The sequence below is a fragment of the Tenacibaculum soleae genome, assembly GCF_030549005.1.
Classification (GTDB): domain Bacteria; phylum Bacteroidota; class Bacteroidia; order Flavobacteriales; family Flavobacteriaceae; genus Polaribacter; species Polaribacter soleae.
Genome location: NZ_JAUOSW010000003.1, coordinates 394,011 through 405,947 on the forward strand (window position 1 = coordinate 394,011; position 11,937 = coordinate 405,947).

An 11,937-nucleotide genomic window follows, 5' to 3' on the forward strand; every position below is an offset into this window, starting at 1 on the left:
TAGATTGTTGTGTATTTAAAAAAAACATTGTCACAAAGAAAAATTTGGTTTGTGTTAATACTTATAATTAATACAAATATTGTCTTTTGCCAAAAAAATAAAAAAGAAAATAACTTAATTAAAACAAGAAAAAAAACAATAATCAAAATAGCAAATACTATTTTAAAGAATAAATATCCAGCATTAAAAATTAACTTAAGTAGTTATGAAATAACTGCTTGGGCTAATAAAAATGACACTTTAGTTTACTATAACAAAACTCTTAAATTCATCCCTTTAGGCTATAAAAGAGAGTGTTTTAATTATAATTTTACTGTAAACATAATTACCAAAGAAATACCTTATTTTGATATATCTGGAACCTCTAAATTTTATACCCCTACAAAACAAGACATAGAAAAAATAAACTTTATAAAAAAAATAATTACCCTAAAACCTGGTTTTGACAATGAAGTCTTTGAAGACCACAATAAATACATTATATCAACTAGTAATGATATATATTTTATAATTTATCACATTGATAAAGTGACCGGAAAAGAAATTCCACAAAGTTTTATACAGGGAAATTGGGAACCTAATCCTTTTCTAATAAAAGATATAGACCCTTTAATAAAAATAGTAAAATAATTTTATTTACAAATAAAAAACCACTGCAGTTTATTACAGCGGTTTATTTTTAATGTATCATCCCCATCTTGATAAGGTTTTTTTACTTATGATTACTTAGCTACATTAACAGCCCTTGTTTCACGAATAACAGTAACTTTTACTTGACCTGGGTAAGTCATATCATTTTGTATTTTTTGTGAAATATTAAATGATAATTCTGCCGCTTTAGTATCGTTTACCTTAGCACTTTCTACCATTACCCTTAACTCACGTCCTGCCTGAATGGCGTACGCTTTTTGTACTCCATTAAATCCGAAAGCAATATCTTCTAAATCTTTTAAACGTTGAATGTAAGAGTCTAATACTTGGCGGCGCGCCCCTGGTCTTGCCCCTGAAATAGCATCACAAACCTGTACGATTGGTGATAATAAGCTTTTCATTTCGATTTCATCATGGTGAGCACCAATAGCGTTACATACATCTGGCTTTTCGCCAAATTTTTCAGCCCACTGCATCCCTAATAAAGCATGTGGCAACTCACTTTCAGTTTCTGGTACTTTACCAATATCGTGTAGTAAACCTGCTCGTTTAGCTGCTTTTGCATTTAAGCCCATTTCGGCAGCCATAATACCACATAAGTTTGCAACTTCACGAGAGTGCTGTAATAAGTTTTGACCATATGAAGAACGATACTTCATACGACCTACAATTTTAATTAATTCAGGATGTAATCCATGTATTCCTAAGTCGATAACCGTGCGTTTACCTACTTCTATTATTTCTTGACTAATTTGTTTTTCTGTTTTTTTAACAACCTCTTCAATTCGAGCCGGATGAATCCTACCATCAGTTACTAATTTATGCATTGATAAACGAGCAATTTCTCTACGAACAGGATCAAAACAAGATAATATAATTGCTTCTGGAGTATCATCTACAATAATTTCTACTCCTGTTGCTGCCTCTAAGGCACGAATATTACGTCCTTCACGACCAATAATACGCCCTTTAACATCATCTGATTCTAAGTTAAAAACTGACACACAATTTTCAACAGCTTGCTCTACTCCTACTCTTTGAATAGTATTTAAAACAACTTTACGTGCCTCTTGCTGTGCTGTCATTTTAGCTTCTTCAACTGTGTCTTGTACAAACGACATAGCATCTGCTTTAGCTTCATCTTTTAAAGATGATACTAATTCTGTTTTTGCATCTTCAGCAGATAAACCAGAAATTTGTTCTAGCATATCTACATGACGTTTATGTAATTTTTCTAATTCAGATTCTTTCTTATCTAAAAAATCTAATTTATAATCAAAATCTGATGCTTTCTTTTCAACGGATTTATTTAATTTTTTATTTTTATCTAATTCAGAAGAAACTTGACTTTCTTTATCTCTTATTCTTTTTTCAACATCAGACATTTTTTTTTCTCTCGAAAAAATAACCTTTTCATGCTCTGATTTTAATTCAATAAACTTTTCTTTAGCTTGTAATATTTTATCTTTCTTTATTGCATCTGCCTCTATCTTAGCTTCTTTTACAATATTTCGAGCTGTTTTTCTTGTTTCTTGTATTAATTTATTAGCGTTTGATTTTTCTAATATTTTAGCAATAAAAAAACCTATTGCTACCCCTATAATTCCTGCCAACACAGGAAATAATATTCCATCCATAATTTTAATTTGATTGTATAAAAAAAGCCTACATCAATAGGGTTTTATAAACTCCAAAAAAACAGGTTTAGGACTAACTGGTTTATCAAGGATCCGAAATTAAATCGGCATGCTTTACTAACCAAGACTCATCCTTTCTAAATAAATAGTGTTGAGTTTAACAAACAATGTACTAATGTAGGCAGTATATTAATAATGTATTTTAAAGAACGTTATAAATGTTTATCTAACAAGTTAGTTAAATCACTTATTTTATTTAATATTTCGGTAGTTTCTTTAGTATTGTTTAAAGATACTATTTCTGATTTAGATGCAAATTGCAATGCGCTCATTGCTAGTACATCTTGTTTATCAGCTACCGCATAATTTTGCTCAAACTTAGCAATTAAATCATTAATGCTTTTTGCTGCTGTACGCATCCCTTGCTCTTCATCGGTGTTATTAACACTTAACGGATACGTTCTTCCTGCAATTACAACATTAACTTTTATTTTTGCCATGTAAAGAACTTTTTATGAATTCAAAAGAGCGATGCATTTATCAATCTCTCGAACTAATGTATTTATTTTGAGTTTTGTTTCTCTTGTATTTTCATTACTGCCTTCTATAGTTTTAGCAAGTTTTAGCAATTTATATTGTTCATGCTTTGTATTTAATTCTTGCGCTTTCTCTTGTAATAAAACGTGTAACCTAGCATTATTTTGAAGCAATACCTGGTTTTCTTCTTTTAAAAACTCGTACCTAGATAGTAGCTTTTTTAACTTATCTTCCAGTAAATGAATTGCTTCTAAAGGGTTACTCATTTATTTTTTGAGAATAAAACTATATTTACAAAGTTATTAATATAGATTTTAAATAGCAACTCTTTTGTTGTTTTTTAACAAAGTACTGATTTTAAACCTTATAAGTATTTCGTATATTTTTAGTAATTTTGTATAAAACCGCTGTGATTTGAAATTTTACTTTTCTACTATTTTTTTACTATTTTTTTATATAGGAAACGCGCAAAAGCAATATCCTAAAAACTATTTTTCTTCTCCTTTAAAAATACCAATTATTTTATCGGGTACTTTTGGCGAGCTAAGAAGTAATCATTTTCATTCTGGCATAGATATTAAAACCCAAGGAAAACAAGGCATTCCTATTTATGCTCCTGCTAACGGATATGTTTCTCGTATAAAAGTATCGCAATACGGTTTTGGTAAAGCTATGTATGTAAAACATCCTAACGGATACACTACTGTGTATGCACATCTTAAAAAATTTGCTCCTAACATTCAAAAATATGTAAAGCATATTCAGTATAAGAAGAAAAACTATCAAACAGGAAACTTATTTCCAGACTCTCAAAAATTCCCTGTAAAAAAAGGGCAACTTATTGGGTATACTGGTGACACAGGAAGTTCGGGCGGACCTCATTTACATTATGAAATTAGAGATACCAAAACGGAGCATATTATAAATCCCTTATTTTTTGGAATGAATCCTAAAGATGCTACACCTCCAACACTACAAAAACTAATTGCCTATCCTTTAAACGAACAATCAAGAATAAATAATTCGAGTTTAAAAACTACTATTTCCTTTAAGAAATTAAGTGCTAATAATTTTATAAGCGAACAAATTACCGCAAGTGGTGTTATTGGTTTTGGAGTAAGTGTTTTTGACAGATTAGATGAAGCTTTAAATAAAAATGGAATTTATAGCCTTGAAATGAAAGTAAACGGTAGCAGGGTGTATTACCATGATGTTGAAACTTTTTCATTTGCCGAAAGCAAATACATAAATTTATTAATTGACTACAAACATTATAAAACTTATAAAAAAAGGGTTCAAAAAACACACAAAGTTACTGCTAACCGATTAAGTTTATATGAAGATTTAGTAAATAATGGTAAAATTACGGTTGAAAATGGTTTAAATTATAATGTTGAAATAATTGCAAAAGATTTAAAAAACAATACCACCTCCATTAAAATACCTATAAAAGGAGTAGCAAGCAATTTAGTTTATCAACAAAAAGACACTACTAATTATAAAATTATTGCTAAAAATTTTCAAAAATTTACGTTAAATAATGTTACAGTTGCTTTTCCTAAAAATACTTTTTATAACGATTGTTTTTTAGATTTTTCTATGAATAATGGAGTTGTAAAAGTTCATAACCAAACAGTTCCTTTAGATAAAAGGTATACCTTAACTTTTGGTACTTCTTTTTTAAATGATAAACAAAAACAACAAGTATATATCGCAAATGTTACCAACCCAAAATACCCAAGGTACACCAGCACTAAAAAGAAAATAGATAAAGTATATACAACAACTAAAACATTAGGAAAATACACCTTGCTTTACGACACTGTTAAACCAATCATTAATCGTTACAACTTTAAAGACAAGCAATGGATATCAAAAAACAGTACCTTAAAAGTAAAAATTAAAGACAAAGGATCAGGTATAAAAAACTATACCGCTACTATTGATGGGAAATGGATTTTAATGGAATTTAATCATAAAAAAGGAATCCTTACTTATAATTTTTCAGATAATAAACTAGTAGGAAGTAAGCATATATTTAAAATTATAGTTGCTGATAATGTTGGTAATAAAAAAACAATGACTTCTACCTTTTTTAAAAAATAAAAAAATTGAAAAAAATACTCCTATTAATACTATTTCCTTCAATAGTTTTTGCTCAAAAAACTGCAATTATAAAAGGAGTTATCAGCAATAAGTTTAATATGCCCATAGAAGGTGTTACCATATCTTTTTTATCAGAAGGAACAACAACTAATACTAACGGAAACTATTCTTTTACCATACCAATGCGTAAAACTGTTACCGTTACTTTTAGCCATATTTCTTACAAAACTGTCACTAAAAAATTTACATCTCGAGGAAAAAAAAAATTTAACTTCTCACCTACTTTAAAATTTAAATCGCAAGAGTTAGAAGAAATTATTGTTAAAAACCGCAAAAAGGAAGCCCAAGGAATTACTAAAATTAAAACTCAAAAAGTCAAAAATGTACTTGGTGCTAATGCCGGAGTTGAAAATATTTTAATGACCTTACCTGGCGTTAGTAACAACAACGAGTTAAGCACACAATACAATGTTCGTGGTGGTAATTTTGATGAAAACTTAGTATACATAAATGGTATTGAAGTATACCGTCCGTTTTTAATACGATCAGGTCAACAAGAAGGCTTAAGTTTCATCAATCCTCAAATGATTCAAAATATTGATTTTTCCGCAGGCGGATTTCAAGCAAAATACGGCGATAAACTTTCATCTGTTTTAGACATTACTTATCGAAAACCAACTAAAAATAACACTAAAATAGATTTAAGTTTATTAGGCGGTAGTTTAACTTTTGAAGATATTTTTTTAAATAATAAATTAAGTGCCATTGTTGGTGTTAGATATCGTGATAATAGTTTGTTTGTTAATAGCAAACAGGTTGAAGTTAATTTTAAACCAACGTTTACAGATGTACAATCATTTTTATCATATAAAGCAAACGAAAAACTAACCTTAAATTTTTTAAGTAATTTTTCTTTAAACAATTACAATTACGAACCATTAACTAGAAAAACACGCTTTGGTACACTTGCAAATCCGTTAGAACTAATTGTTTATTATCAAGGACAAGAAAAAGATCAATTTAAAACACTTTTTGGTGCATTTTCTACAGATTATAAACTAAATGATAATTTAACAATTACAGGAACTATCTCTTCATTTAACACACAAGAAGAAGAATATTTTGACATTGCTGCTTCATATAATTTAGGTGAAGTTGACAGTAATATTGGTTCAGAAAATTTTGGCGAAGTAACTTTTTCACAAGGTATTGGATCACAAATAAATCATGCTCGAAACGATTTAGATGCTCTAATAAGCAATATTCAATTAAAGGCAACTTTAAAAGACGGAAAAAATGAATGGAAAGCAGGCGTAAAATACCAAACTGAAAATATTAAAAATCGTATTCGCGAATGGGAAGTTATCGATTCGTTAGGTTTTTCTGTGCGCCCGCCACACCATTCAAACAACCAACCTTACCAACCATTTACACATCCTATTGAACCTTTTAATAACATCAGAGTAGAAAATGATATTGATATTCATCGAATATCGAGCTTTTTACAGTTTAGTAGAAAAACATTTTGGAAAAATCATCAAATTTGGATGAATATTGGAGTTAGAACACAAAATTGGAGTTTAAAATCAGCTTCTTTAAATTCTAAAAATCAATTTACTTTTAGCCCAAGAGCACAATTTGCAATAAAACCAGATTGGGATAAAGATATACTTTTCAGAATTTCTGGTGGATGGTATTCACAACCGCCATCATACAAAGAATTACGCGATTATGATGGTCAAATTCATCCGAAGGTAAAAGCCCAAAAATCTATTCATATAGTTGCTGGTAATGAGTACAGTTTTACCATGTGGCAACGTCCTTTTAAATTAATTACCGAATTATATTATAAAGATTTAACAGATGTAAACTCGTACTCGGTAGATAATGTTCGTATTAGGTACAGGGCAGACAATATTACTAATGCATATGCCTACGGATTAGATATTCGTTTAAATGGAGAATTTGTACCAGGTAATGACAGTTGGGTTAGTTTTGGGTATTTAAAAACTAAAGAAAACATTAATAACCAAGGCTATATTGCTCGACCTACCGACCAACGTTTAAAATTTGGTGTTTTATTTCAAGATTATGTACCTAATTTACCAGATTTAAAAGCATACTTGAATTTAGTTTACAACACTGGCCTTCCTGGAGGTTCGCCTGCTTATTCAAATGTATATCAATATCAAAATAGATTAAATGACTACAAACGTGCCGATATTGGCGTTTCATATATTTTTACCGATGCTAGTAAGAAAAATCAAACAGGTTTCTTTAAGGATTTTAAGGAATTAACTGCTGGTTTAGAGTTATTTAATATTTTTGACATCAGAAACTCTATAACCAATACTTGGGTTAGAGACGCTTATAGCAAACAACAATACGGAATACCAAATTACATGACAGGAAGAGTATTAAACCTTAAAATAGAAATGCAATTTTAAGCATCTATTTTTGATTTCACAGCGTACTAAACACAGATATACTCAATTAAAAATCAACACACTAACTCATCATTTTTTTGTATCTTTGATATGATATGAAAAAGTTACTATCTAAAAAAATTATTGTTATTGCTAAAAAAACATTGCATAGAAAAAAAGTAGTTTTATTACTTACTTTTAAATATGACACTGTTATTATTAATAAAATAAGAAGTTTAAAAAAATTTACTTGGAGCAAAACTTTACGTGGTTGGGTTAGTGTTTTTACTGATGAAACTTTTAGTGAAATACAACAATTATTAAAAGATGTTTCTGATTTAAAAGTAGACGCATCTGTTTATAAAAAACTATATCACAGAGGCATAAAAACTGAGCGCACACTTACCGAAGGTAATAAAGAAATTATTAGAAATTATGTAAAATATTTACGCGGTAAACGTTATAGCGAAAGCACCATAATGACCTATTTTACTTTTATTGCTGATTTTATTAATTTTGCTCAACCAACTCCAATAAAATCTCTTACAAATAAAAATGTTGAGCTATTTATTGAAACTGTTTTTATTGCCCGAAATTATAGTATTAGTTCACAACGACAATTTATAAGCGCTTTAAAATTATTTATTGTTTTTTATCCTGATTGCACCATCAACTCACTTTCATTAGAAAGACCTAAACGATCTAAAATATTACCATCAGTATTATCACAACAAGAAATAATTGCTTTATTACAAGTTACCAAAAACTTAAAACATCGAGCCGTTTTAGCCTTATTATATTCTGCTGGATTGCGAATTGGAGAGTTGGTAAATTTAGAGTTACAATATATTGATATCGCTAGGCGGCAATTATTTATAAGAAACGGAAAAGGTAGAAAAGACCGATATGTTATTTTAGCAGATAGCTTTTTAACCTTGTTAGATAATTACTTAAAAACATACCTACCAAAACGATATTTTGTAGAAAATCCGAATGGCAAAAGATACTCCGAAAGTAGTATTCGTAAATTTTTGCACACCTCTACTCGACTAGCAGGTATAAAAAAGCATGTAACTCCGCACACACTTCGACACAGTTACGCTACACATTTACTAGAAAACGGTATCGGACTTAGGCATATCCAAGAACTATTAGGCCATGCAAAACCAGAAACTACGATGATTTACACACATGTTGCTAAAAAAGATTTATTAGAAATAAAGAGTCCATTAGATACAATTTTAATCAATTTACAAAAAGAACCGTTACCACCATTATTTTTAAATAAAAGTAAGATTTAAACTTACTATTTTTTATTTATTTTATATATTGTTAACCGATAATCAGGAACAAAAACTCCTTTTATCAGGGAAATAAAAAGAATTAAAGAGAATTTATCTCTTAATATAACGAGTTGTACATAATTAAAAACCGAACTCAAAACAAAAAGTGAGTAAAAGAAAAAATATACGAAATAACCGAAAAAAAAAGAATGTTAAGGAAATCAAAAAGTCTGATAAACCATTCGTTTTCGGATTTGGAATATTTATGATTTTATTTTTTTTATTGGGTCAATTTACAAATAGTGGAGACATTAATGAGTCTGAATTATTAACTATAAGTGGTAAACTTAACTCTGAATTAATTCAAGAATCTACTGGTAGAACTCGAAAAATATATTTTTGGACTTTTTTAATAAAAAACCAACCAATAAAATTTTCAATTGGTGGATATGCAAAACCAAGTTTTGATTCAAAATTATTTAAAAAAACAGAAACAAATCAGTCGGAAGTTACTGTGAAAGTAGATAGAGAATTTTATGAAAAATCAATTAAGAACTCTAAAAATGAGGTAGGGATTAAATACTTGGCTTCAAAAAACCGAAAATATTTTGACTTAAAAAATTATAATCAAAATAGGAAAACGGATATAAAATTCTCTTATATATTTCTAATAATAGGAATTGGAGGGATAATTTATGGTTTAAGAATGAAAAAATAACTATGTACAACACCGTGTAAAAAAAATTGCTGGTTTTAGTCTACTTACGAATGTCCTCGCGGACATTCTATCTGTGATTTATTTACTAGCTTTATTACTTAAAACACGCAACTTTCCTTACACAAAAACGTTACCTGCAATGCGAATAAACATCTCGCTATCAACAAACTGACAGAATGTCTGAATAAAAACTCGGCATATTAATTGAACATTTTAAGAAAATTTTAAGATATGCCGACAGTATTACAAGCGATAAAAAAACTGATTGATAATGTTTCAGTAACAGATAGACAAGAAGAGAGTATTCAAACTTCAACAGACTATTTAGACGGTCACTTGACCAAAGAAGAAAATGATTTAGATATAGATAGCACCTTTGTAAATGGCTCATACGAAAGAGATACAATTATAAGACCATTAGATGACGTTGACCTTTTTGCCATCCTAAATGAATCTGAATGGTCAGATGAATATGGTAATCTGCCAAATCCGCAGGCTGTTCTGACCAAAATTAAAAACAAATTAAATTCAATATCGCATTATAAAGACAAAGTAACACAAGATAGACCTTGTGTGACTGTGACCTTAAATTCAATCAATTTCGATGTACTACCAAGTTTTGAGCGAAATAATGGTGGTTATTTAATACCAAATTATGATTTACAATCTTGGACATATAGTTATCCAAAACAATTAACTGATAACTTAAATGATTGCAATAGGAATAATGGATACAAAATAAAAGATGTAGCAAAAGCTATTAAGTATTGGAACAGGGAAAACAAAAAGCTTATTCCATCTTTCCAAATTGAAGAAACCTTAATAAGCTACTTTAATATTCACAACTTTGGGAATTATGAAGAAGCAATAAGACTTTGGTTTAATAATGCTGAATATTATCTTGAGCAAGCTAAATTTAAAACCAATAACCAATATGACGATGCTATAAAAAAAGTTAAAAAAGTAAAAGATAAACTAAATACTGCAAAAGAACATTTAGATAAAAAAGAAAATGCAGAGGCTCTTCAAATATGGAAAGACGTATTTGGTAAAGAATTTATAATATCAGACGTCAACGAGGCTAAATCTTTTTCTCAAAAATTGACAGACGGATTATTGAAATCATCTTCTACTGGAGCCGTTTCCGAATCAGTAGGCAGAAATATACCAGCATCAAAAGGATTTTATGGCGATATATAGAAATAAATCTACCAAAGTTGATGTTCAAATTGGTGCTATGAAATCAATTTATCCACAATTTAAGGTTACTAAAAAAAAGAGCACAGAAGTTGAATTTGTAGGTACACTTCAACCAAAATCAGAATATAGAAAATACAAGATTTCAGTAAAATATCGTGGTAATTTAAAACCACAAGTAAAAGTTATTGAGCCGAAACTCGTAGATAATCCACCACACTTTTACAAGACTTCTGGAACTCTTTGTTTATATCATCCTAAAGATTTCAAATGGACAAAAGATAAATTAATTGCAAAATATATTCTGCCAATTACTTCAGCTTGGTTGTATTTCTATGAAGTTTGGTTGGAAACAAATGTTTGGTATGGTCCTGAAGCCAGCCACGATACTAATAAAAATCCAAAAGATGACTAAACAAGTTCCACACGCAAAACTATACAAGACTGTAAGCAATTTATCAAATGCGTTAAACTGGCTACTGATATCATCTACAATCATTTCGCTTATAATTATAGTTTTAAATAACTTTAATATTGTAGCTAATCCAAATATTTCTCTTTGGCTTTCAAGAATACTCGCATTGATGGCAATTATCTTTTTTATTTTAGAGGTAATTCAAAGCCAAACTTATCATCGAGCGGAACTTCAAAGAAAAAATGATTTTATGGACAATAGCTTGGAAACAAAATTAGCTGATGCGAATTCAAACGAATATTATACAAACGATGATATTAGTAATGGTGTTTACAAAATGGGAGTTAATTGTTTTGAGAATTCATTTTTTACTAAAAACATATCATCCAAAATGCTGACTAAACAACTTATTTATACAATTGTAATTTGGGTTGTTTTGTGGTCAGTAATTTTAACTGCACCAAATAATATATTTGTTGAAGTAATTCTTTTGGCTTTACCATTTTCAGTCGCAAATGATTTAAGGAAATTGTATCGTTTAAACAAGAACGTTGAAATGGTTTTTGCGAATTTTAAAAAGATTTTTAGCTCGACGAAAAAGTCCAAGCGAGAATCATTGATTATTGATAACGTAATAAGTTATGAAAAGTCAATATCTTACAGTTCCGTACCTCTGAATAGCAAAATATTTGACAAATGAAATGATAAGCTATCATTGGAATGGAATAAGATTAAAAAGCAACATAAAATTAAGTAAGCACAGCAGGTAACAACGTGTATAATTAATTGCTAGGTTCTTCCCTACTTGCGAATATTCCTGCGGAATATTCACAGGTCCGTAAAAGTTTGCTAAATTAGCTACCAAACCACGCAACTAATCATACACAAACACGTTGGCAAACATTTGATGAACAGCATAGAATTTAATAAATATTGGGATTTAAATTATCCTGAATCGAATCAAATC

The 11,937-nt window shown here is 29.3% G+C and carries 11 protein-coding genes and 1 other RNA gene; 8 read left to right on the forward strand and 4 right to left on the reverse strand.

The window, feature by feature from the left end:
• Window positions 1-51 precede the first annotated feature (51 nt).
• The gene (locus tag Q4586_RS06330; RefSeq protein ID WP_303527441.1) at window positions 52-630 is read left to right on the forward strand and encodes a hypothetical protein; all 579 of its coding nucleotides are present in this window, start codon (window positions 52-54) and stop codon (window positions 628-630) included.
• A gap of 92 nt (window positions 631-722) precedes the next feature.
• On the opposite strand, the gene rny is transcribed toward Q4586_RS06330, so the two are convergent.
• From rny to Q4586_RS06350, 4 genes are all read right to left on the reverse strand, one after another.
• Window positions 723-2,288 (reverse strand): ribonuclease Y, encoded by a 1,566-nt coding sequence (gene rny / locus Q4586_RS06335; RefSeq protein ID WP_303527443.1) that lies wholly within the window; start codon window positions 2,286-2,288, stop codon window positions 723-725.
• Between the two features lie 48 nt (window positions 2,289-2,336).
• Window positions 2,337-2,445: non-coding RNA, 6S RNA (ssrS, locus tag Q4586_RS06340), on the reverse strand.
• Window positions 2,446-2,500: 55 nt separating this feature from the next.
• Window positions 2,501-2,788 (reverse strand): cell division protein ZapA, encoded by a 288-nt coding sequence (locus Q4586_RS06345; protein WP_068705477.1) that lies wholly within the window; start codon window positions 2,786-2,788, stop codon window positions 2,501-2,503.
• Between the two features lie 12 nt (window positions 2,789-2,800).
• A complete protein-coding gene (locus Q4586_RS06350) occupies window positions 2,801-3,091 on the reverse strand; it encodes a coiled-coil domain-containing protein (RefSeq protein WP_068705475.1) in 291 nt (96 codons plus the stop codon).
• A 148-nt stretch (window positions 3,092-3,239) separates the two neighbouring features.
• On the opposite strand from Q4586_RS06350, the gene Q4586_RS06355 reads away from it, so the two are divergent.
• The 7 genes from Q4586_RS06355 (at window position 3,240) to Q4586_RS06385 (ending at window position 11,670) form a co-directional block, all read left to right on the forward strand.
• Window positions 3,240-4,931 carry a M23 family metallopeptidase gene (locus Q4586_RS06355; protein WP_303527450.1) on the forward strand — a complete coding sequence of 564 codons (1,692 nt, stop codon included), beginning with the start codon at window positions 3,240-3,242 and terminating at the stop codon, window positions 4,929-4,931.
• A 5-nt stretch (window positions 4,932-4,936) separates the two neighbouring features.
• On the forward strand, window positions 4,937-7,378 hold the full coding sequence (locus Q4586_RS06360; RefSeq protein ID WP_303527452.1) for a TonB-dependent receptor: 2,442 nt from the start codon (window positions 4,937-4,939) through the stop codon (window positions 7,376-7,378).
• A gap of 95 nt (window positions 7,379-7,473) precedes the next feature.
• Window positions 7,474-8,658: a tyrosine-type recombinase/integrase gene (locus Q4586_RS06365; protein WP_068705468.1), complete on the forward strand. Its 1,185-nt coding sequence runs from the start codon at window positions 7,474-7,476 to the stop codon at window positions 8,656-8,658.
• Between the two features lie 148 nt (window positions 8,659-8,806).
• Complete coding sequence (locus Q4586_RS06370; protein ID WP_303527455.1) at window positions 8,807-9,358, forward strand: hypothetical protein; 552 nt, start codon at window positions 8,807-8,809, stop codon at window positions 9,356-9,358.
• A gap of 231 nt (window positions 9,359-9,589) precedes the next feature.
• Window positions 9,590-10,558 (forward strand): SMODS domain-containing nucleotidyltransferase, encoded by a 969-nt coding sequence (locus Q4586_RS06375; RefSeq protein ID WP_303527457.1) that lies wholly within the window; start codon window positions 9,590-9,592, stop codon window positions 10,556-10,558.
• Entirely contained in the window at window positions 10,545-10,970 is a 426-nt protein-coding gene (locus tag Q4586_RS06380; protein WP_303527458.1) for a type II CBASS E2 protein, read from the forward strand. The genes Q4586_RS06375 and Q4586_RS06380 overlap by 14 nt, the downstream gene beginning before the upstream one ends.
• Window positions 10,963-11,670, forward strand: coding sequence for a hypothetical protein (locus tag Q4586_RS06385; protein ID WP_303527459.1), 708 nt, complete (start codon window positions 10,963-10,965; stop codon window positions 11,668-11,670). Before Q4586_RS06380 ends, Q4586_RS06385 begins: the two co-directional genes overlap by 8 nt.
• Window positions 11,671-11,937: the final 267 nt, after the last annotated feature.